Source organism: Pseudomonas fjordensis (assembly GCF_976987115.1).
The window spans coordinates 4,762,850-4,784,329 of record NZ_OZ336860.1 but is presented as its reverse complement, the minus strand read 5'-3'; the positions used below and the strand labels follow the sequence as shown (position 1 = coordinate 4,784,329).

The window sequence follows — 21,480 nt, the reverse complement described above, 5'->3', positions numbered from 1 at the left end:
GGTGCCACGGGCAAGCGACTCAGTGGTGACGTGGCTTGAGGATCGCCGGTTTTTCGTCAGGCGCGTTGCACAGCAGGTACAGCGCGGTGAGGGCTTCCGGGATCTGCACGATCATGTCGTCCATCAGGTTGGCGTCGGCGGCGATGTCGGAGAACTCTGCTTCCTCTTCGAACAGGCCCGAACCGACCATGATCGGCAGCAGCATTTCACTGACTTCTTCTTCGGCGGTTTCGAACCAGGCGGCTTCGCGCAGGAACACGCCTTCCATGAAGCCGATGCACCAGCCGCGCAGGTCGGAGTCATCCGGATCGTCGCCCAGGTCCAGCTCGCACGGCAGCTCGAACTCTTCGTCGGAGGCCAGTTGGCGGGCGATGTGGGCTTTGAGGGCGAGCAGGGTGGATTCGATTTCTGTGCGCTGGGCGTCGTCGCTGTAGTGAGGCTCTTCAGCAAACAGCGCATCGATCCATTCACGGTCCGGGACGGGGTCGGAGCAGATCGACAGGGCGGTCAGGTAGCCGTGGGCGGCCACGTAGTCCAGCGCCTCGTCATGCAGCTCATCGGCGTCGAGGAAGGCTTGCAGGCGGGTTAGTTGCTCAGCGAAGGACATTGAAGGGCTACCTTGGGAATAAACGATGCTGAATTCTAGGCTTTCTTGAGCGCCCAGGCCAGCCGCACGGCATATTTGCCCGGTTTTAGCCTGGTGCGTCTATTCGTCAGTCGCGCCCTTTGGTGGATAACGCTCGGGTATACTGCCGCGTTTTGTGATGCCCCTGCAGGCCCAGCGCCAATCCGGGAAAACTTCGCTTACGGATTATTTTTCGTGAACGCGGATTTTTTCGGCCAGCCTGTATAGAGGGATTTCGGCACCATTTTGGAGTTTTACATGCTCGAGCAGGCTCAACGCGTCCTCAAGGACATCTTCGGCTACGACAGTTTTCGTGGCCGCCAGGGTGCGATCATTGAGCGCGTGGCCAGTGGCGGCGATGCCCTGGTGCTGATGCCTACCGGTGGCGGCAAGTCGCTGTGCTTCCAGGTGCCGGCGCTGTTGCGCAATGGCCTGGCCGTGGTGGTGTCGCCGCTGATTGCACTGATGGACGATCAGGTCGCCACCCTTGAAGAACTTGGAGTCGCTGCCGCGTCGTTGAACTCCACCCTCAGCGCCGAGCAGCAGCGCGACCTGGCCGCCCGCATCAAGCGTGGCGAGGTGAAAATGCTTTACCTGGCGCCGGAGCGCCTGGTGCAGCCACGCATGCTGGCCTTTTTGCAGAGCCTTGAGATCGCCCTGTTTGCCATCGACGAAGCCCACTGTGTGTCGCAATGGGGCCACGATTTCCGCCGCGAATACCTGCAGCTTGGCCAATTGGCCGAGCTGTTTCCCGATGTGCCGCGCATTGCGCTGACCGCCACCGCCGACAAGCGGACCCGCGAAGAGATCGTCGAGCGCCTGCATTTGCAGAACGCCGAGCGCTTCCTGTCGAGTTTTGACCGGCCCAATATTTTCTACCGCATCGTGCCCAAAGAGCAGCCGCGCAAGCAGTTGCTGGCGTTTCTGTCCGAACGGCGCAGTGATGCGGGCATCGTGTACTGCCTGTCGCGCAAGAAAGTCGACGAAGTCGCCGCGTTCCTCTGTGAGCAAGGCTACCCGGCGCTGCCTTACCACGCCGGCCTGCCCAATGAAACGCGGTCAGCGCACCAAAAACGCTTCCTCAACGAGGAAGGCCTGATCATGGTGGCGACCATTGCCTTTGGCATGGGCATCGACAAATCCAACGTGCGTTTCGTGGCGCACATGGACCTGCCCAAGTCCCTTGAGGCTTATTACCAGGAAACCGGGCGTGCGGGCCGCGATGGCCTGCCGGCGGATGCCTGGATGGTCTACGGCCTGCAAGACGTGGTGATGCTCAAGCAGATGCTGCAGAACTCCGAAGGCGACGAGCGCCACAAGCGCCTGGAGCAGCACAAGCTCGACGCCATGCTCTCGTTGTGCGAAGAGACCCGCTGCCGCCGCCAGACCCTGCTGGCGTATTTCGACGAAGACATGCCTGAGCCCTGCGGCCACTGCGATAACTGCATCGATGGCGTGCAAACCTGGGACGCCACCGAACCGGCGCGCCAGGCGTTGTCGACGATCTATCGCACCGGCCAGCGCTATGGCGTGGGCCATCTGGTGGATGTTCTGCTGGGCAAGGACAACGAAAAAATCCGCAGCTTCGGCCACGAAAAACTCTCGGTGTACGGTGTCGGCAAAGCCCGCGCCGAAGGTGAGTGGCGTTCGCTGTTTCGCCAGATGGTTGCCCGTGGTCTGGTCGACATCGATATCGAGGGCTACGGCGGGCTGCGCCTGAATGACAGTTGCCGGCCGTTGCTCAAGGGCGAAGTAAGCCTGGAACTGCGCCGCGACCTCAAGCCGCAGACCACCGCCAAGAGCAGCAGCACCAGCCAGGCCAGCCAACTGGTGCGGGGCGAGGAGCGCGAACAATGGGAAGCCTTGCGCACCCTGCGGCGCAAACTGGCGCAGGAGCACAGCGTGCCACCCTACGTTATCTTCCCCGACTCCACCTTGCTGGAGATGCTGCGCGAGCAGCCCACCACCATGGCCGAGATGGCCCGGGTCAGCGGCGTGGGCGCGCGCAAACTGGAGCGCTACGGCCAGGCCTTCCTGGAAGTGCTCGGCGGCCAGGCCGAAGCGCCGAAGGAAATCGCTGATATTCGCCACGAACTGATCAGCCTGGCCCGCGCCGGCATGACCCCGGTCCAGATCGCTGGCCAGCTGCAATGCTCGGAAAAAAACGTGTACACCTTGCTCGCCGAAGCCATCGGCAAGCAGCAATTGTCCCTGGAGCAGGCCCTTGATTTGCCAGAGGATTTGCTCGGTGAAATCCAGGACGCCTTTCTCGATGGAGAAGGCGAATTGCCAGCTGTGACGGAGATTGCGCCGTTGTTTACCGGGCGTGTTCCGGAAGGCGTTTTGTACTGCGTGCGTGCCGCTTTGCAGTCGGAATTCGAAATTTAGTGTGGCAATTACGACAATGTAACGAATCAGTACATAGCGGGCCTTGCCTACGGGCAGGGCTCATGCTTAGCTGACTAATAATTAGCCATACTTTATTTTCAGTCTTAAACACGAGTTTTTTATGCCGTTAACCGATCAACACCGTTTTGGCATGCAGTTGGCGCAAATGTCGCGAGGGTGGCGCGCCGAACTGGACCGCCGCCTGGCGGGGCTGGGCTTGTCCCAGGCGCGCTGGTTGGTGCTGCTGCACCTGGCCCGTTTTGTCGAAGCACCCACCCAGCGTGAATTGGCCCAAAGTGTCGGCGTGGAAGGGCCAACCCTGGCGCGTCTGCTCGACAGCCTGGAAGGCCAGGGCCTGGTACAACGCCAAGCCGTGGTGGAAGACCGTCGTGCCAAACGTATCCTACTGTGCGATACCGCCCAACCGCTGATCGACCAGATCGAAACCATTGCCACGGCGTTGCGTCATGAGTTGTTCGTGGGCGTGAATGAAGAAGACCTGCGGGTGTGCATGCGGGTGCATGAGCACATCCTGGCGAACCTGGAAAAGTCCTGATCTTCAATTACATTTGATCGTCCCTACGCTCCAGCGTGGGGACGATCAAAGCCTTCTGTAGGAGCGAGCTTGCTCGCGAAAAACGTCAACGATAACGCGGGTTTCCTGAATAAACGCGGCGTCTGTGGGTTTTTCGCGAGCAAGCTCGCTCCTACAAAAAAACCTTGGCAATCCACTCCCGCATGTGGGTTTGGCTTTCCTAGAACGTCTGGCCCAGGTTCAAGTACACCGCCTTCTGATTATCATCGTTGAACCCATAGCTGAAATTCAGCGGCCCCAATGGCGTATCAAACCCCAGGAAAATACTCGCGGCGTTGATATAACCGCTGTCGAACTCGTTATCGTTGTTCCACGCCCGGCCCCGTTCCAGGGATGCACCCAAGTACAACGGGAAGTCCAGTGGCAGGTAAGAGCGCGGGGTGAGCCTGCGGAAATACACCGCGCGCATCAGGCTGATGTTCTGCCCCGAAATCGCATCCTGGCGAAAGCCCGATAATTGCCGTGCGCCCCCCAGCAAGAAGCTGGAAATCACTACATCCGAATCATCCAGGGTGCGCCCATAGCGGCCGCCCAGTATCAGCGTGTCCGGGCCGTGGCTCATGGCCTTGTCCAGTTTGAACTCCCATTGGCGGTAGCGCTGGTCCGAGCCCAGGCCGGGTTCGAACTCGCGAAAGGCCAGGCCGATGTCTTCGCCGCTGTGGGGGAAGTACACGTTGTCCAGGGAATCGAATGAGTATTTGAGCTCATAGAAGCCTTCGCTGAAGCTCACACTCGGTAGATCGCGGTCGCCAATGCGCACGTCCGCCTTGCCCCAGGCTTCGCCCACGCCAAAGCGGATCTCGCCGCTGTTGCCGATCTGCCGGCCCACGTTCAAACCGAAGCCATAGCGTTCCAGGCGGTATTCGGAGATGGGGTCGTTATCCAGGATCAGCTCGACGTTCTGTGCCTCGGCCCTGATGTAGGGGGCCACAAAGTAGCGTGAGCCGGTGTCCATGGGTTGGTAGAACTCGCTGTACAGTTCCTGCCGATCACCGATCTGCACCCGCGTGAGCCATTCCGCGCCGAGTCGGTTGATGCCGTTGACGCGGTAACTGGCGCCGAGGTTGAAGGCGCTGTCGCCGCGCATGTCGTCCGAGAGGTTCAAGCCCAGGCGCAGGTAGTCGGTGCCGCTGCGCTTGCCGCGTGCACTGATTACCAGGGTGTTGTCCTGGCCTTTTTTCACCACGCGGTATTGCACCTGCTCGAAGTAATCCAGGCCGTACAGGGTGCCCATGTCCGATTGCAGGCGGCCCAGGTTCAGCGGTTCTCCCAGGTCCTGGCGGATGTAGTAGCGGATAACGTCGTCGCTGACCTTGGAGTCGTTCTCCACCTGGATTGCGGTGATCACCGGGGTGCGTTCGCCTGGCGTGCGCGCAGCTATCAGGTCGGCGTCGATGGGTTCGGCAGGGCGCAGGTGTGCCAGGCGTACGTCGAGGGCACGGGTGGCGCGGTAACCGGCTTCGATCATGTCCTTGGCGCGGCCGAAATCGGTGACGCCATAAGCGGCCAGCGGCGGTTGGATCAACACGTCCTTGGGGTACAGGGCCTTGAGTTGCTCCTCGGAGTTGCGCCGGGTCATCAGGGTGATGGACTGGTTGAGCACGTCCACCACGGTGGCCAGTTGTTTGCGCGAACGCAGCGGGGTGCCGATGTCGACCACAATCGCGATGTCGACGCCCATCTCCCGCGCCACGTCCAACGGGATGTTGTCAGTCATGCCGCCGTCCACCAGCAGGCGGCCATCCAGCTCCACCGGGGCGAACACCGCCGGGATCGACATGCTGGCGCGGATCACCTGGGGCAGGTGGCCTTTGCTGAAGACTACTTTTTCGCCGGTGGTGATGTCGGTAGCCACGGCGCGGAAGGGGATCGGCAGCTTGTCGAAGTTACGCGTGTTGCTGCTGTGGGCGAACATGCTCTCCAGCAACAGTGCAAGGTTCTGACCCTGGATCACGCCCAGCGGCAGGCCGAGGCTGCCATCGTCGCGGAAACTGAGTTTTTGTTTGACCAGGAAATCCCGGTCATCCTGCTTGCGCCGAAACGGTACGTCTTCACGCGGTGGCGCGTCGGACAGGGCCTGCTGCCAGTCGATCCCCAGCGCCAATTTCTCCAGCTCGTCGATCTTGTAGCCCGACGCGTACAACCCGCCAATCACCGCGCCCATGCTGGTGCCGGCAATCGCATCGATATGAATACCTTGCTCCTCAAGCGCCTTGAGCACGCCGATGTGCGCCAGGCCACGGGCGGCACCGCCAGACAGCACCAGGCCGATTTTCGGGCGGGGGGCTTCTACCGCGTCGGCAAGTAGGGGAACAAGGCACAGGAACAGGCAAGACAGCAGGCGGCGCATCATCAATCTCGTGGCTGGGCGACAAAGGCCGCTATTATAGCCACCCGATTCGCTGAGCCTGTTACGCCAGGAGCCGCTTAATGATGTCTGCATGCAAACCCGAGATCGTCATCACCTATTGCACCCAGTGCCAGTGGTTGCTGCGCGCCGCGTGGCTGGCCCAGGAGTTGCTCAGCACCTTTGCCGATGATTTGGGGCGCGTGGCGCTGGAACCGGCCACTGGCGGCGCGTTTCGCATCACCTGTGATGGCGTGCAGATTTGGGAGCGCAAGGCCGATGGCGGTTTTCCCGAGGCCAAGGTGCTCAAGCAGCGAGTGCGCGACCAGATCGACCCGCAGCGCGACCTCGGGCATAACGACCGTAGCGCCTGAAGTCAGGCCGGCGCCGGTTGTTTGGCCTGGCTGGCGCTGCCCATCAGGCCGGAGAGCACGATGGCGACGATGATCAACGCGCCGCCCAGCAGCATGCGCAAGGTCGGGGTTTCGGCGAACAACAGCCAGGCCACGGTAATGCCGTAGACCGGCTCCATGGCAAACACCACCGACGCGGTGCGCGCCTTGATCACCGCGAGGCTGGCGACAAACAGGCTGTGGGCCAAGCCGGTACAAAACACCCCCAGCAGCCCGATCCACAACCAATCTATCCCACGCACATCCGCCAGCCCCGGCGCGGCCACGGGCAGCAGGAGCGCGGCGACCACGACGTTCTGGCACAGCGCGGCCTGGACCGCAGGAATGCGCCCGGAACTGGCGCGATTGTTCAGCGACAACAACGAGAACAACAAGCCCGAGGCGATACCCCACAGCAGCCCGCCCGTAGCCTCGCTGGCGAGATTGAAATCCGGAGTCACAAGCACCAGGCCAACGGTAACCAGCACCACCAGCAGCACTTCGTTGGCCCGAATACGCTCGCGGAAAATCAGCCCCTCAAGGATCACCGTAAAGGCCGGAAAGGCGGTGAAGCCCAGGGTCGCCACAGCCACGCCCGCGACCTTGACGGCAATAAAGAACGTCACCCAATGGGCGGCCAACAACACACCGCTGACCAGCAGCCGGCGCCAGTCACGCATCTCTAGCTTTTTCCACGGAGCGTTGCTGGCAAAGCGGGCGAATACCGCCAGCGCCAGCACGGCAAACGCCGCCCGGCCAAATACGATGATGGCGGGGGAGGCAGCCGCCAGCTTGCCGAATACACCGGTGAGGCCAAACATCAATGCGCCGATATGCAGGGCGCCAAGGGCTGAGCGGGGAGTCATTGCGATCCTTGATCCAACAGGGGGTGACAGCCTCGCAGTCTAGAGGGTTGGCGGGTGGGCGTCTGTCGCGGACGGGGTGATTTTTAGCGCAAGACTCTTGCTAGCCCGCCCGACGCAACGCCCCGGGCGAGGCGCCAAAGGCCCGTAGCATGGCCGCGCAAAATGCGCTTTGTGAGGCGTAGCCGACGCGCTCGGCAATCTCGCCGATGGGCAGGGAGGTTTCGCGTAACAGCCTGAGCGCCATGTGCAGGCGGCGACTGCGTAGATAGTCCATCGGCGTTTGCCCGCACTCCGCCATAAACCGTGCATGCAGGCGCGGCACGGACAAATCGGCGATCCGCGCCAGGTCGGCCACCTGCAGCGGGTGCGCCGCATGGCGCTCGATATGGGCATTGAACGCCGCGTAAGGCAGGCGCCGGCCCGGCAGCGGTTGGGCCAGGGGATGGTTGAGGCTGGCCAATAACAACACGGCGCCTTGCTGGACGATCAGTGGGTCGTGCACCGGGCTTTGTGCCAGCCACTGCACCAGTTGGTGTTGCCGGGCATCCAGCGCCAGGCGCGCGGGTTGGTCGAGCAAGCGGCGGCTGGCATCGGCATGTTCGCCCAAGGATTGCACCATCCAGTTTTCAGTCGGCACATCCAGCACCAGGCAGCGGCTGCCATCGCGGCTGATGCAGGCATGATGGGTGGAGAAGGGCAGCACCATCACGCTGCTTTCGCGCACCTGGCTGCCACGGCCATCGACTTCCAGGTCCAGGTGCCCGGACAGGCCGAACACCAACTGCGCATGGTCATGGCTGTGGGCAATGGGCGCTTCGAGGTAGTGGCGTAGCGTGAGGGTCGGGCTCATCGCGGTCTCCAGGGCGGCAAGCTGTCAGTCTACAACGCTTGGCGAGCGACGAGCGCTGTCATCAGACTGACGCACGCTTGTCATGGGCTATTAATCGCCAAGGCGCAAGCTCGCCAAAACAGCGTCGAGGGATGCCCATGACCCGTGCCGAGTTCACCAAGCCCAGCCGCAAGCAACGGGTGCGAACCCTGTGGATTTCCGACGTGCACCTGGGCACCCGGGATTGCCAGGCCGAACACCTATCGCACTTTCTCAAGGGCTATCACGCCGACAAGGTCTACCTGGTCGGTGACATCATCGACGGTTGGAAAATGCGCGGCGGCATGTATTGGCCTCAAGCCCATACCAACGTAATCCGGCGGCTGCTGACCATGGCCAAGCGTGGCACCGAGGTCATCTACGTCACCGGCAACCATGACGAGTTCCTGCGCCGCTATTCCAAGCTGATCCTGGGCAATATCCAGTTGGTGGATGAAGCCGTGCACGTCACCGCCGATGGCCGCCACTTGCTGGTGATTCATGGCGACCAGTTTGATGTGATCACGCGCTATCACCGCTGGCTCGCCTTCCTCGGCGATTCGGCCTACGAATTCACCCTGACGCTGAACCGCTGGTTGAATCACTGGCGCGCGCGGTACGGCTACGGTTACTGGTCGCTGTCGGCGTACCTGAAGCACAAGGTCAAGACAGCGGTGAGTTTTATCAGCGATTTCGAAGAGGCGATCGCCCACGAAGTAACCAAGCGCGAATTGCACGGCGTGGTGTGCGGGCATATTCACCATGCCGAGATTCGCAAGGTGGGCGAGGTGGATTACCTCAACTGCGGGGATTGGGTGGAGTCGTGCACGGCCTTGATCGAGCACTGGGATGGGCATATCGAGTTGTATCGATTGGCGGATGCGCAGGCTAAAGAGGCACTGCTGAAGGCTGAAATGGTTGCTGGCTGAACCTGAGAGCTGGCTTGCCTGCGATGGCTATAAGTATGTACACAACGCTGTAGCGATCGACGGTAACCACGATGCGAAGCGAGCCGCTCTTGATCTTGCTCTTGATCCGCTTTTGATCTTGATCTCAGGCGCCCCGTTAAACCACGCTGGCCGGAATTCGACAGGGATTTGGGGGGTAAACCGGCAGGGATGCCGGTTTAGCCGCCCCGCGCCATGGATGGCGCGTGGCGGCGGCCCCCCAAATCACTGGCGGATTACGGGCACACCGAGCCTAGGCGAGGTGCCGAGTGGTGGGGCAAGAGCGTTTTGCTTACTTTTGCGCTTTTCAAAAGTGAGCCGCCGTCAGGGCGGAACCCTAGGTGGCCGTTACCTAAATAACGGATATGTACCCGGTCCAACTGTGTTGACTGTTAGGCCGTCTTCGCGAGCAAGCCCGCTCCCACAGTTAGATCGCGAGGTATCAGGTAGATATGCGTCGGCTGACCCACCGCCATCGCAGGCAAGCCAGCCCCCACACCTAATCCCGTTTCTTCAGTTGGAAACGTCAGCAATGGCTTGAGCCAGCAACGTCAACCGCGTCGCATCAACCCCAGCCACGTTAGCCCGCCCCGAACTGACCATATACACACTGTGCTTCTCGCGCAGTTGCTTGACCTGCTCGGCACTCAAGCCGGTATAGGAAAACATCCCCCGCTGCGCGCCGATATGCGCAAAGCGCTCGGCCAGCCCATGGGGCGCAAGCGCTTCCACCAACCCGGAACGCAACTGGGCGATCCGCGAACGCATGGCCTCGACTTCCTCGCTCCACTGCTTTTTCAGCTGTGCATCACCGAGGATGGTCGCCACCACGGCGGCGCCATGATCCGGTGGCGTCGACCACAGGTTGCGCGCGATATTCGCCAGTTGGCTACGTACATCGGTGAGCTTTTCAGCATCCGCCGCACACACAATCAATGCACCCACGCGGTCGCGATACAGGCCGAAGTTCTTCGAGCAGGAACTGGTAATCAGCACTTCCGGCAGTTCGGCGGCAAACAGGCGCACCGCCCAGGCGTCTTGCTCCAGGCCGTCGCCAAAGCCCTGGTAGGCAAAGTCGATCAGCGGCAGCAACTGGCGTTCCCGCACGATCTGCAACACCTGGCGCCAGTCGTCCTGGGACAGGTCAAAACCGGTCGGGTTATGGCAGCACGCGTGCAGCAATACCACGTCGCCCTTGGGCACGCTGGACAGGGTTGCCAGCATCGCCTTCACGTCCAGGCGGTTGTCGCTGCCCACGTAAGGGTAATGACTGACCTTGAGCCCGGCCTTGGCAAAAATGGTTTCGTGGATCGGCCAGGTCGGGTTGCTCAGCCACACGCCACGGCCCGGCAGGCTGTGGGCGATAAAGTCGGCACTCAGGCGCAGGGCGCCGGTGCCGCCGGGGGTTTGCGTGGCGCCAGTGCGGCGGTCACGCAGCAAGGCCGAGTCGGCGCCGAGCACCAGTTCGCTGATCAGGCTGCCGAAGGCTGCATCGCCATGGCCACCGATATAGGTCTTGGTCACTTGGGTGTCGACCAGGCGCTGTTCCGCCAGCTTCACCGAGTGGGGAATCGGCGTCAGGCCCTGGTCGTCTTTATAGACACCTACGCCCAGGTCGAACTTGTTCGGGTTGGCGTCCTGGGCATACAGGTCCATCAGCCCGAGGATCGGGTCGCCGGGCACGCGGTCGATGGCATCGAAATGCATTACTTGCGGCCCTCGGCAGTCTTGGCCACTTCGTCGGTGCGCGCGGCCATGATGAAGTCGTTGCGGTGCAGACCCTTGATGGAGTGGCTCCACCAGGTCACGGTGACTTTGCCCCACTCGGTGAGCAGGCCAGGGTGATGGCCTTCGGCTTCGGAGATTTCACCCATCGCGTTGGTGAAAGCCAGGGCGAATTTGAAGTTCTTGAACAGGAAAACCTTTTCCAACTGCATCACGCCGTCGCGCACTTCGATGTTCCAGTCAGGGATCTGCTTGATCAGTACCGGCAGTTCTTCATCGCTGACTTGCGGGGCATCGGCGCGGCAGGCTTCGCAGTGGGCTTGGTTCAAGGTGGTCATGGAAGGTGTCCTGAATTCGAATGATTGAAGGTCAGTGGCGTTACCCTAAAGCAACGCGGGGCCAGGGAACAGACTCACCTGGCCTTAAAACGTGAGGTTCACGCGGCTTTGGGCTTGGGTGGGAATTTCGGTGCGTGCAGACCCAGCTGCATACCGCGCTCGACCATGCCCATGATGTCTTCCTGCGCCACGTCGAACAGGCGCTTGAGTTCGGGCAAGACGAAGTACAGCGGTTGCAGGATGTCGATGCGATAGGGGGTGCGCATCGCTTCCAGCGGATCAAAGGCCTGGTGCTCAGGCTCGTCCGACAGGCAATACACACTTTCTTTAGGCGACGACAGGATGCCGCCACCGTAGATACGCCGGCCCTGGGGCGTGTCCACCAGGCCGAACTCGATGGTCATCCAGTACAGGCGCGCCAGGTACACCCGTTGCTCCTTGGTGGCCGCCAGGCCGAGCTTGCCGTAAGTGTGGGTGAATTCAGCGAACCAGGGGTTGGTCAGCAGCGGGCAGTGGCCAAAGATCTCGTGGAAAATATCCGGCTCTTGCAGGTAGTCCAGTTCTTCACGGGTGCGAATAAAAGTCGCCACCGGGAACTGCTTGCTGGCCAGTAATTCAAAAAAGGTCTGGAAGGGGATCAGCGCCGGCACGCGGGCGACTTGCCAGCCGGTGGTGTCGGCCAGCACCTTGTTGATCTCGCCCAGTTGGGGAATGCGGTCCAGGGGCAGGCCGAGCTTGTCGATACCGTCCAGGTATTCCTGGCAGGCGCGGCCCTCGATCACTTTCAATTGGCGAGTGATCAGGGTGTTCCACACCGCATGTTCTTCTGGCGGGTAGTGGATAAAACCTTGCGCATCGGGCTCGCGGGCCACGTAGTGCGTCTGCTTCATACGGCTCTCCTGCTAGGCATTCGTTCTTGTTATGTCCTGGGATGCTCCTATTGATAACCGGATAGGCGCCGGTTTCCATCAGCCTTAACGGACTAGCGTAGGAAAAATTACCGATTATCGTAAAGTATTCGTTACGATAGGCCCGCTCGTCGCAGCTATGGGCTGGGAAAAGTCACCGCGCTGTCACATAATCTTGACGACTATCTGCGCCCAGCGACAAAAAGACGCGGCGCCTACTCCCTTTTCGAGTTTTTCCATGCGTATCAAAGTGCACTGCCAGAACCGCATCGGCATCCTGCGGGACATCCTCAACCTGCTGGTGGAGTACGGCGTCAACGTCGCCAAGGGCGAAGTCGGCGGTGAGCATGGCAACGCCATCTACCTGTTTTGCCCTAACCTGGTGAATATGCAATTTCAGGCGTTGCGCCCGCAGTTCGAGGCGATTGCCGGGGTGTTTGGCGTCAAGCGGGTAGGGCTGATGCCCAGCGAGCGTCGGCATATGGAACTCAATGCATTGCTCGGCGCCCTGGAATTTCCGGTGCTGTCCATTGATATGGGCGGCTCCATCGTGGCCGCCAACCGTGCGGCGGCGCAGTTGCTGGGCGTACGGGTGGATGAAGTGCCGGGGATTCCCCTGTCGCGTTACGCCGAGGATTTCGACCTGCCGGAACTGGTGCGCGCCAGCAAATCGCGAATCAATGGCCTGCGGGTCAAGGTCAAGGGCGACGTATTTCTGGCGGACATCGCGCCCCTGCAATCTTCCGAGCACGATGACAGCGAAGCCATGGCCGGCGCCGTGCTCACCCTGCACCGCGCCGACCGTGTCGGTGAGCGTATCTATAACGTGCGCAAGCAAGAGCTGCGCGGTTTCGACAGCATCTTCCAGAGCTCCAAGGTCATGGCCGCGGTGGTGCGGGAAGCGCGGCGCATGGCGCCGCTGGATGCACCGCTCTTAATAGAAGGCGAAACCGGCACCGGCAAGGAACTGTTGGCCCGGGCCTGCCACTTGGCCAGCCCGCGCGGGCAATCGCCATTGATGGCGCTCAACTGCGCGGGGTTGCCCGAGTCGATGGCCGAGACCGAACTGTTTGGCTACGGCCCCGGCGCATTTGAAGGCGCGCGAGCGGAAGGCAAGTTGGGCCTGCTTGAGCTGACGGCGGGCGGTACCTTGTTTCTGGATGGCGTGGGGGAAATGAGCGCGCGCTTGCAGGTCAAGCTGCTGCGCTTTCTGCAGGACGGTTGTTTCCGTCGGGTGGGCAGTGATGAAGAGGTGTACCTGGATGTGCGGGTGATCTGTGCGACCCAGGTGGATTTGTCGGAGCTCTGCGCTCGGGGTGAGTTTCGCCAGGACCTTTATCATCGGCTGAATGTGCTGTCGTTGCATATCCCGCCATTGCGCGAATGCCTGGATGGCCTTGCGCCGTTGGTCGAGCACTTTCTCGATCAGGCCAGCCGGCAGATCGGTTGCCCACTGCCCAAGCTGGCACCTGCGGCCATGGACAAACTCAGCCACTACCACTGGCCGGGCAATGTGCGGCAGCTGGAAAACGTGCTGTTCCAGGCGGTGTCATTGTGTGAAGGCGGTACGGTCAAGGTTGAGCATATTCGCTTGCCGGACTATGGCGTGCGCCAGCCGCTGGGTGATTTTTCCCTGGAGGGCAGCCTGGAGGAGATCGTCGGGCGCTTTGAGAAGGCGGTGTTGGAAAGTCTGTATGCCGAACACCCGAGCAGTCGCCAGTTGGGCAAGCGCCTGGGGGTGTCGCACACCACCATTGCCAACAAGCTGCGTGATTACGAAGTGCTCAAGGCTGATCGCAGTTAAAACGGTGGGAGCTTGCTCCCGTGACGGACTGACAGCCGGCGCTGATTTAACTGACGCACCGTGATCCAAATGTGGGAGCTGGCTTGCCTGCGAAGACGGCCTAACAGTCAACACAGTTGGATCGGGTACATATCCGTTATTTAGGTAACGGCCACTTAGGGTTCCGCCCTGACGGCGGCTCACTTTCGAAAAGCGCGAAAGTAAGCAAAGCGCTCTTGCCCCACCACTCGGCACCTCGCTTGGGCTCGGTGTGCCCGAACACAGGCTTGAATCCGTGGGCCGCCGCCACGCGCCATCCATGGCGCGGGGCGGCTAACCCGGCGTCCTGCCGGGTTACCCACGAATTCAAGCCTGCGTTCGGCCAGCGTGGTTTAACGGGGCGCCTGAGATCAAGATCACAAGCAGATCAAGAGCGACTCGCTTCGCATCGTGGTTACCGTCTGCTGCTACAGCCCACAAAGTTGTGTAGATACCTATGCTGCGATAGCGGACTGTCAGCTGGCATATCGGTGCCTGTTCCACCGCTATCGCAGGCAAGCCAGCTCCCACATTGGTTGGGTATTGCCCACGGAATCAGCGCCCGGCATCAATCCCCTGTGGGAGCGGGCTTGCCCGCGATGGCGGAGGGTCAGTCAATTAATCTGCAACTGAACCACCGCTATCGCAGGCAAGCTCCACCTTTGATCTCTACAGCTTTGAAGGCCGGTGTTTGCCGCAGGCGGCAGTAGTCCGCCGTTTTTTCGACTGTTTTTCCCATCACCGCTTTCACCTATCTCCACGAAACCCCCGCCCCGCCTGGATTTGCGCCTCTTTTAAAAAGTTGGTTCGCAAATTGCTTAAGCCTCCTCAGTACAGCGGTGGGCGGCAAGCGTCCGTCAGAAAGAGGATAGAGCGTGGACAAGTACCTTTATGTGGCAATGACCGGCGCCAGCCAGAATGCACTGGCGCAGAAGGCCCATGCCAACAATCTGGCGAACATTTCCACCAACGGTTTCCAGCGCGACCTGGAGCAGGCGCGTTCGATGCCGGTGTTCGGTGACAGCTTTCCGGCGCGGGCGTTTGCCATGACCGAGCGGCCGGCCACTGACTTTTCTCCGGGCGCGATGATCGAAACCGGCCGTGACCTGGACGTAGCCGTCAGCGGCGACGGCTGGATGGCGGTGCAAACCCCCGATGGCGGCGAAGCCTACGTGCGCAGCGCCAGTATGAACGTGGATGCCCTGGGCGTGCTGCGGGCCGGCAACGGTATGCCGATCATGGGCAACGGTGGCCCGATTGCCGTGCCGCCCCAGCAGAAAATCGAAGTGGGTTCGGACGGCACCATCAGCATCCGTGCCATGGGCGAAGGCCCGCGGGTGATGGCGGAAGTGGACCGTATCAAGATGGTCCAGCCAGACCTCAAGAACATGACCAAAGGCCTGGACGGCACCATCCACACCAAGGATGGCCAGCCGGCCCAGGCCGACGCGAACGTGCGGCTGACCTCGGGTTTCCTGCAGGCGAGCAACGTCAATGCCGTGGAAGAAATGACCGCGGTGCTGGCGCTGGCCAAGCAGTTCGAGCTGCACATCAAGATGATGAACAGCGCTAAAGAAGACGACCAGGCCATGACGCGCGTCATGCAGATGAGCTGATTCAAGCCCACTAACTAATTTGCAACGCAGCGCCAACCATCCGGCGCACGAAGGAGAACAGCATGCTTCCGGCTCTATGGGTTGCCAAGACAGGCCTGTCCGCCCAGGACACCAACCTGACGACCATTTCCAACAACCTGGCAAACGTGTCGACCACGGGCTTCAAACGTGACCGCGCCGAGTTCCAGGACTTGCTCTATCAGATCAAGAAGCAACCGGGCGCCCAATCGACCCAGGACAGCGAACTGCCGTCGGGCCTGCAACTGGGTACCGGTGTGCAGATCGTCGGCACCCAGAAAAACTTCAGCGCCGGTAACCTGCAGCAAACCGGCCAGCCCCTGGACATGGCGATCAATGGCCGCGGCTTTTTCCAGGTGCTGCAGCCAGATGGCACCACCTCTTACACCCGTGACGGCACCTTCCACTTGGATTCCAACGGCCAGATCGTGACCGCCAACGGTTTCGCCCTGGAGCCTGCTGTCGTGGTGCCGCCAGACGCCAAGACCTTCACCGTCGGCAACGACGGCACCGTGTCCATCACCGTGGCTGGCAACCCGGCCTCCCAAGTGATCGGCAACCTGCAAACCGCCGACTTCATCAACCCGGCCGGCCTGCAGGCGATGGGCAACAACCTGTTCCTGGAAACCGCCTCCAGTGGCGCGCCGCAAATCGGCACCCCTGGCTTGAACGGCTTCGGCACCACGCTGCAAAGCACCCTGGAAACCTCCAACGTCAGCACCGTTGAGGAGATGGTCAACATGATCACCACCCAGCGCGCCTACGAGATGAACTCCAAGGTGATTTCCACCGCCGACCAGATGCTTTCGTTCGTTACGCAGAATCTGTAATCAGTCTATGGGGCGCCCTTGAGGGTGCCTGCAACACCGTGAGGTTAGGGTCATGAATCGCTATGTTTGTGTGTTGGCATTGAGTGGGATCGCCGTGCTTGCGGGCTGTGTCGCCCCCTCGCCAAAGCCTAATGACCCGTACTACGCGCCGGTGTTGCCACGCACGCCGCTGCCGGCGGCGGCCAACAATGGCTCGATCTACCAGGCCGGGTTCGAGCAGAACCTGTACAGCGACCGCAAGGCGTTCCGGGTCGGTGACATCATCACCATCACCCTGAACGAGAAGACGCAGGCCAGCAAGAACGCCAACTCGCAGATCGGCAAGAACAGCAAGACCAGCATCGGCCTGACCTCGCTGTTCGGCGGTGGCCTGAACACCAATAACCCGCTGGGCAGCGGTGACCTGAGCCTGGACGCCGGCTACAGCGGCGACCGTGCCACCAACGGCAAGAGCGCGGCAGGGCAGGGCAACAGCCTGACCGGTTCGATCACCGTAACCGTCGCCGATGTATTACCCAACGGCATCATTGCCGTGCGCGGTGAAAAGTGGATGACCCTCAACACCGGCGACGAACTGGTGCGCATCGCCGGCATGGTTCGCGCCGATGACATCTCCACCGACAACACCGTGCCGTCGACGCGCATTGCCGATGCACGCATTACCTACTCGGGCACCGGTTCGTTTGCCGATGCGAGCCAGCCGGGCTGGTTCGACCGCTTCTTCCTCAGCCCGCTGTTCCCTTTCTAGGTGGCCATTTTGAAGTTCAAACAGCTGATGGCGATGGCGCTCTTGTTGGCCTTGAGCGCTGCGGCCCAGGCCGAGCGCCTGAAGGACATCGCCAGTATTTCCGGCGTGCGCTCCAACCAGTTGATCGGCTATGGCCTGGTGGTGGGGCTCAACGGTACGGGTGACCAGACCACCCAGACGCCGTTCACCCTGCAAACCTTCAATAACATGCTCTCCCAGTTCGGTATCAAGGTACCGCCTGGCTCGGGCAACGTGCAGTTGAAGAACGTCGCAGCAGTGTCGATCAGCGCCGATCTGCCTGCGTTCGCCAAGCCGGGGCAGGTGGTGGACATCACCGTGTCGTCCATGGGTAACTCCAAGAGCCTGCGCGGCGGTACCTTGCTGATGACGCCGCTCAAAGGTATCGACGGCAACGTCTACGCCATCGCCCAGGGCAACCTGGTGGTGGGCGGTTTTGACGCCGAAGGCCGCGACGGTTCGAAGATCACCGTCAACGTGCCGTCAGCCGGGCGTATCCCCGGTGGCGCCACGGTTGAACGCACCGTGCCGAGTGGTTTCAACCAGGGCAACAGCCTGACCCTGAACCTCAACCGCTCCGACTTCACCACCGCCAAGCGCGTGGTCGACAAGATCAATGACATGCTCGGCCCTGGCGTGGCCCAGGCCATCGATGGCGGCTCGATTCGTGTCACTGCGCCGCTGGACCCAAGCCAGCGCGTGGACTACCTGTCGATCCTGGAAAACCTTGAGGTGGACCCCGGCCAGGCCGTGGCCAAAGTCATCATCAACTCGCGCACCGGCACCATCGTGATCGGCCAGAACGTCAAGGTCTCGCCAGCGGCGGTGACCCACGGCAGCCTGACGGTGACCATCACCGAAGACCCGATCGTCAGCCAGCCTGGGCCGTTGTCCGGTGGCCAGACTGCCGTGGTCCCGCGTTCGCGCGTCAATGCCCAGCAAGAAGCCAAGCCGATGTTCAAGTTCGGCCCGGGCACCACCCTGGACGAGATTGTCCGTGCGGTGAACCAGGTGGGCGCTGCGCCCGGCGACTTGATGGCGATCCTCGAAGCTTTGAAGCAGGCCGGCGCGTTGCAAGCCGACCTGATCGTGATCTGAGGCCATGGCCATGGATATGCGCAAGAGCGGCATCAGCAGCACGGCGGACTCGGGGTCTTACTCCGACCTGAACCGGCTTAACCAGCTCAAGGTGGGCGACGACAAAAACAGCGAAGGCAACCTGCGCAAAGTGGCGCAGGAATTCGAGTCGCTGTTTTTGAACGAGATGCTCAAGTCCATGCGTTCGGCCACCGAGGCCCTGGGCAAGGACAACCCGCTGAACACCCCGGCCGCCAAGCAGTACCAGGAAATGTACGACCAGCAACTGGCGGTGTCGATGTCCCGCGAAGGCGGCGGTATCGGCCTGGCCGATGTGCTGATGCGCCAGATGCAGAAGAACAAACCGGTGGAGGCCCAGGCCGCCACCTTGCAAGGCCCGGCGGCGGATGTGCCGGTGAAGAAAGTCGATGTGCCGACCGAGATTGCCGCCGGTACCCAGGCTGAAGGCCCGTTGGGCCGCTCCAATGGCCAGCGGCCTTTGTGGGCGTATCGCGTGGCTGTGCCTGAGGGGGCCAGTACCCATGCCAACGACATGGAGCTGATGAACCAGCGCCGTATCGCCTTGCCCAGCAAGTTGGCCGACCGCCTGCTGGCGGGCATCGTGCCGAACGCCCCGGTCGAAGCCAAAGCCGCGCCCCTGCGTAACAGCGCTGCCGACGATACGGTCATCAACAGCAGTGCGCGTAGCTTTGCCGTGCCGAGCGGGCGCATGCAAGTGTATGGCCGCGCCATTGCCCAGCCACCGCTGGCGCCGGCCAAGAAAGCCTTCAGCTCCCAGGATGAATTTGTCGCCACCATGCTGCCGATGGCCAAGGCCGCCGCCGCACGGATTGGTATCGACCCCAAATACCTGGTGGCCCAGGCGGCACTGGAAACCGGTTGGGGCAAATCAGTCATGCGTGCCGAAGACGGCAGCAGCAGCCACAACCTGTTCGGCATCAAGGCCGGGCAGAGCTGGCAGGGCGGTCAGGCCCGGGCGATCACCAGCGAGTTTCGCGATGGGGCGATGGTCAAGGAAACGGCGCAATTCCGTTCCTACAGCTCCTACCAGGACAGCTTCCACGACCTCGTGACCCTGCTGCAAAGCCATGATCGCTATAAAGAAGTTGTGAAATCAGCCGACAACCCGGAACAGTTTGTACGCGAGTTGCAAAAAGCCGGTTATGCAACCGACCCGGATTACGCCAGCAAGATTTCGCAGATCGCAAAAAACATGAACAGTTACCAGAACTACGCTGCCGCTGGCGCAACCACACATTTATAAGGTCTGAACCATGAGTTTGCTCAGTATCGGGATGTCAGGGCTCAATGCCGCTCAAGGATCGTTGTCGGTCTTGAGTAATAACATCGCCAACGTGAATACCCCGGGGTACTCGCGTCAGCAGACCACGCAAAATACCAACGCGTCGAACCCGTTCGGCGGCGTGTACATCGGCAGCGGCACCACCCTGGCCGATGTGCGCCGGGTGTACAACGAGTACCTGGACACCGCTTACCAGAACAGCACGGCGCTCAATAACGATGCCAAGGCATACCTGGACCAGGTGGGGGCCGTCGACAAAGTACTGTCGGACAAAACCACCGGCTTGTCCTCGGTGCTCAGTTCGTTCTTTGCCACCCTGCAAACCGCCGCGTCCAACCCCAGCGACCTGTCGGCCCGCCAATTGCTGGTGACCAACGCCCAGACCCTGAGCAGCCGTTTCAACGCGATCTCCACGCAGTTGACCCAGCAGAAAGAGACGATCAACAACCAACTGAGCAGCATGAGTGACCAGGTCAACCAATTGACCGCCTCGATTGCCTCCCTTAACCAGCAGATCTCCCAGGCCCAAGGCAGCTCCAACAGCGCCCCGGCCAACCTGCTGGACTCGCGTAACGAGGCAGTACGCTCGCTCAATGAGTTGATTGGCGTGACGGCCACCGAGAAAAACGGCCAGTTCAGCGTGACCACAGGCAGCGGCCAGTCCCTGGTAGAGGGCGGGATCTCCAACAAGATTTCCGCCGCGCCAAGCAAAACCGATAACAGCCAATACACCATCCAGCTGGACATGAACGGCACCACCCTGGACCTGGGCTCGGTGATCAGCGGCGGCAGCATCGGCGGCCTGTTGCGCTATCGCAGCGATGCCTTGATGCCGGCCATCAATGAACTGGGCCGTATCGCCATCGCCACGGCAGATACGCTCAACAACCAACTGGGCCAGGGCCTGGACCTCAACGGTGACTTTGGTGTTTCGCTGTTCAAAGACATCAACAGCGCCGCCGCCATTGCCTCGCGCAGCCAGGGTGCCTCGGGCAACAGCGCCGGGGCGGGCAACCTGAACGTGACGATCAAGGACAGCAGTCAGTTGTCCACGTTTGACTACACCGTGACCTTCAACGACAAGACCGATCCTAACAAGATCACGGTGTTGCGTTCGGACGGCAAGGCCATGGGCACCTTTGACATGAGCGCTACACCGCCGCCGACCATGGATGGTTTCACCCTGGCGCTGGACGGCAAGGGCACCATGGCGTTTGGCGACAGCTTCAAGGTCAGCCCCACCGCCACGGGCGCCAGCGGTATTGGCGTGGCGCTCACCGATGCGAACAAACTGGCGTTCGCCGGCCCGTTGGCAGGTACCAGCAGCACGACCAACAGCGGCACGGGTACCTTCACCCAGCCGGCCTTGACGGTGCCGCTGGATATCCATGGCGGCACCGACACCGCGCAGCTGCGCGCCGGTATTGAAAACTCGATGCCGGTGAAGATGGTGTTCGGCAAGCCCGCCGCCGACGGTACGCAGTCCTATACCATCAACGATTCCAAGGGCAACCCGATTGGCACTGGCTCGATCATTCCGGGGCAGGGCAACAAGATCACCGTGGACGTGCCGATGCGCGACGCCAGCGGTGCCGCCATTCCCGGCAAGAGCTTCAAGTTCGACACCACCGTCAACGGCTCGCCGGCAGACGGCGACAGCACCACCTTTGCCTTCAACAGTGGCGGTAAGTCCGACGGCCGCAACGCCCAGGAACTGCTGAACCTGCAAACCAAGGCCACCGTCGGCATGGGCGACGGCAACGGGGGCACCAGCCTGGTGGGCGCCAATAGCAAGCTGGTCTCGACCGTAGGTGCCAAGGCCAGCCAGGCCGGGGTCGACACCGCCGCCACCGGCGCGTTGCTCAGCGCCAACAAGGAAGCACGCAACTCGGTATCCGGGGTCAACCTGGATGATGAAGCGGGCGACATGATCAAGTTCCAGCAGTACTACACCGCGTCGTCGCAGATCATCAAGGCTGCGCAGGAAACCTTCACCACACTGATGAATGCTCTTTAAGGGAGGCTGGG

General features: G+C 61.4%; 18 protein-coding genes. 11 read left to right on the top strand and 7 right to left on the bottom strand.

Annotation, left to right across the window (positions count from 1 at the left end):
• Positions 1–19 precede the first annotated feature (19 nt).
• Positions 20–607 (bottom strand): UPF0149 family protein, encoded by a 588-nt coding sequence (locus tag ACWHXD_RS21765; protein WP_138762480.1) that lies wholly within the window; start codon positions 605–607, stop codon positions 20–22.
• A 276-nt stretch (positions 608–883) separates the two neighbouring features.
• Here ACWHXD_RS21765 and recQ point away from each other — a divergent pair, with 276 nt between their 5' ends.
• Together recQ and ACWHXD_RS21755 are read left to right on the top strand one after the other, a co-directional pair.
• Positions 884–3,013 carry a DNA helicase RecQ gene (recQ, locus tag ACWHXD_RS21760; RefSeq protein WP_138762479.1) on the top strand — a complete coding sequence of 710 codons (2,130 nt, stop codon included), beginning with the start codon at positions 884–886 and terminating at the stop codon, positions 3,011–3,013.
• Between the two features lie 121 nt (positions 3,014–3,134).
• Positions 3,135–3,569: a MarR family transcriptional regulator gene (locus ACWHXD_RS21755; protein ID WP_003193007.1), complete on the top strand. Its 435-nt coding sequence runs from the start codon at positions 3,135–3,137 to the stop codon at positions 3,567–3,569.
• 199 nt (positions 3,570–3,768) lie between these two features.
• Here ACWHXD_RS21755 and ACWHXD_RS21750 read toward each other — a convergent pair whose 3' ends face one another.
• On the bottom strand, positions 3,769–5,958 hold the full coding sequence (locus ACWHXD_RS21750) for a patatin-like phospholipase family protein (RefSeq protein WP_098950721.1): 2,190 nt from the start codon (positions 5,956–5,958) through the stop codon (positions 3,769–3,771).
• Positions 5,959–6,041: 83 nt separating this feature from the next.
• On the opposite strand from ACWHXD_RS21750, the gene ACWHXD_RS21745 reads away from it, so the two are divergent.
• Positions 6,042–6,329 carry an Rdx family protein gene (locus ACWHXD_RS21745; RefSeq protein WP_032897830.1) on the top strand — a complete coding sequence of 96 codons (288 nt, stop codon included), beginning with the start codon at positions 6,042–6,044 and terminating at the stop codon, positions 6,327–6,329.
• A gap of 2 nt (positions 6,330–6,331) precedes the next feature.
• Here the strand turns inward: ACWHXD_RS21745 and ACWHXD_RS21740 are convergent, their stop codons facing one another.
• Positions 6,332–7,213, bottom strand: coding sequence for a DMT family transporter (locus tag ACWHXD_RS21740; RefSeq protein ID WP_014719370.1), 882 nt, complete (start codon positions 7,211–7,213; stop codon positions 6,332–6,334).
• Positions 7,214–7,313: 100 nt separating this feature from the next.
• A complete protein-coding gene (locus tag ACWHXD_RS21735; RefSeq protein WP_138762478.1) occupies positions 7,314–8,063 on the bottom strand; it encodes a helix-turn-helix transcriptional regulator in 750 nt (249 codons plus the stop codon).
• A 137-nt stretch (positions 8,064–8,200) separates the two neighbouring features.
• Between ACWHXD_RS21735 and ACWHXD_RS21730 the strand changes: the two genes are divergently transcribed.
• The gene (locus ACWHXD_RS21730) at positions 8,201–9,010 is read left to right on the top strand and encodes a UDP-2,3-diacylglucosamine diphosphatase (protein ID WP_003192999.1); all 810 of its coding nucleotides are present in this window, start codon (positions 8,201–8,203) and stop codon (positions 9,008–9,010) included.
• A 531-nt stretch (positions 9,011–9,541) separates the two neighbouring features.
• Here the strand turns inward: ACWHXD_RS21730 and ACWHXD_RS21725 are convergent.
• The 3 genes from ACWHXD_RS21725 to phhA all read right to left on the bottom strand — a co-directional run bounded on the left by ACWHXD_RS21725 (position 9,542) and on the right by phhA (position 11,981).
• Entirely contained in the window at positions 9,542–10,735 is a 1,194-nt protein-coding gene (locus ACWHXD_RS21725; protein ID WP_138762477.1) for an amino acid aminotransferase, read from the bottom strand.
• Positions 10,735–11,091, bottom strand: a complete 357-nt coding sequence (locus ACWHXD_RS21720; protein WP_003192995.1) for a 4a-hydroxytetrahydrobiopterin dehydratase — start codon at positions 11,089–11,091, stop codon at positions 10,735–10,737. The genes ACWHXD_RS21725 and ACWHXD_RS21720 overlap by 1 nt, the downstream gene beginning before the upstream one ends.
• A 98-nt stretch (positions 11,092–11,189) precedes the next feature.
• Positions 11,190–11,981 (bottom strand): phenylalanine 4-monooxygenase, encoded by a 792-nt coding sequence (gene phhA, locus ACWHXD_RS21715; RefSeq protein WP_003192992.1) that lies wholly within the window; start codon positions 11,979–11,981, stop codon positions 11,190–11,192.
• A 256-nt stretch (positions 11,982–12,237) separates the two neighbouring features.
• Between phhA and ACWHXD_RS21710 the strand changes: the two genes are divergently transcribed.
• The 7 genes from ACWHXD_RS21710 (at position 12,238) to flgK (ending at position 21,469) form a co-directional block, all read left to right on the top strand.
• Complete coding sequence (locus ACWHXD_RS21710) at positions 12,238–13,803, top strand: sigma-54-dependent phenylalanine hydroxylase transcriptional regulator PhhR (RefSeq protein ID WP_032895933.1); 1,566 nt, start codon at positions 12,238–12,240, stop codon at positions 13,801–13,803.
• A gap of 893 nt (positions 13,804–14,696) precedes the next feature.
• Positions 14,697–15,437 (top strand): flagellar basal body rod protein FlgF, encoded by a 741-nt coding sequence (locus ACWHXD_RS21705; RefSeq protein ID WP_003192988.1) that lies wholly within the window; start codon positions 14,697–14,699, stop codon positions 15,435–15,437.
• 62 nt (positions 15,438–15,499) lie between these two features.
• Entirely contained in the window at positions 15,500–16,285 is a 786-nt protein-coding gene (gene flgG / locus ACWHXD_RS21700) for a flagellar basal-body rod protein FlgG (protein WP_003192986.1), read from the top strand.
• A 52-nt stretch (positions 16,286–16,337) separates the two neighbouring features.
• Entirely contained in the window at positions 16,338–17,033 is a 696-nt protein-coding gene (gene flgH / locus ACWHXD_RS21695) for a flagellar basal body L-ring protein FlgH (RefSeq protein ID WP_032895934.1), read from the top strand.
• Between the two features lie 6 nt (positions 17,034–17,039).
• Complete coding sequence (locus ACWHXD_RS21690; protein ID WP_177327585.1) at positions 17,040–18,149, top strand: flagellar basal body P-ring protein FlgI; 1,110 nt, start codon at positions 17,040–17,042, stop codon at positions 18,147–18,149.
• Between the two features lie 4 nt (positions 18,150–18,153).
• Positions 18,154–19,413: a flagellar assembly peptidoglycan hydrolase FlgJ gene (gene flgJ, locus ACWHXD_RS21685; RefSeq protein ID WP_032895935.1), complete on the top strand. Its 1,260-nt coding sequence runs from the start codon at positions 18,154–18,156 to the stop codon at positions 19,411–19,413.
• Positions 19,414–19,423: 10 nt separating this feature from the next.
• A complete protein-coding gene (gene flgK, locus ACWHXD_RS21680) occupies positions 19,424–21,469 on the top strand; it encodes a flagellar hook-associated protein FlgK (RefSeq protein WP_138762475.1) in 2,046 nt (681 codons plus the stop codon).
• Positions 21,470–21,480: the final 11 nt, after the last annotated feature.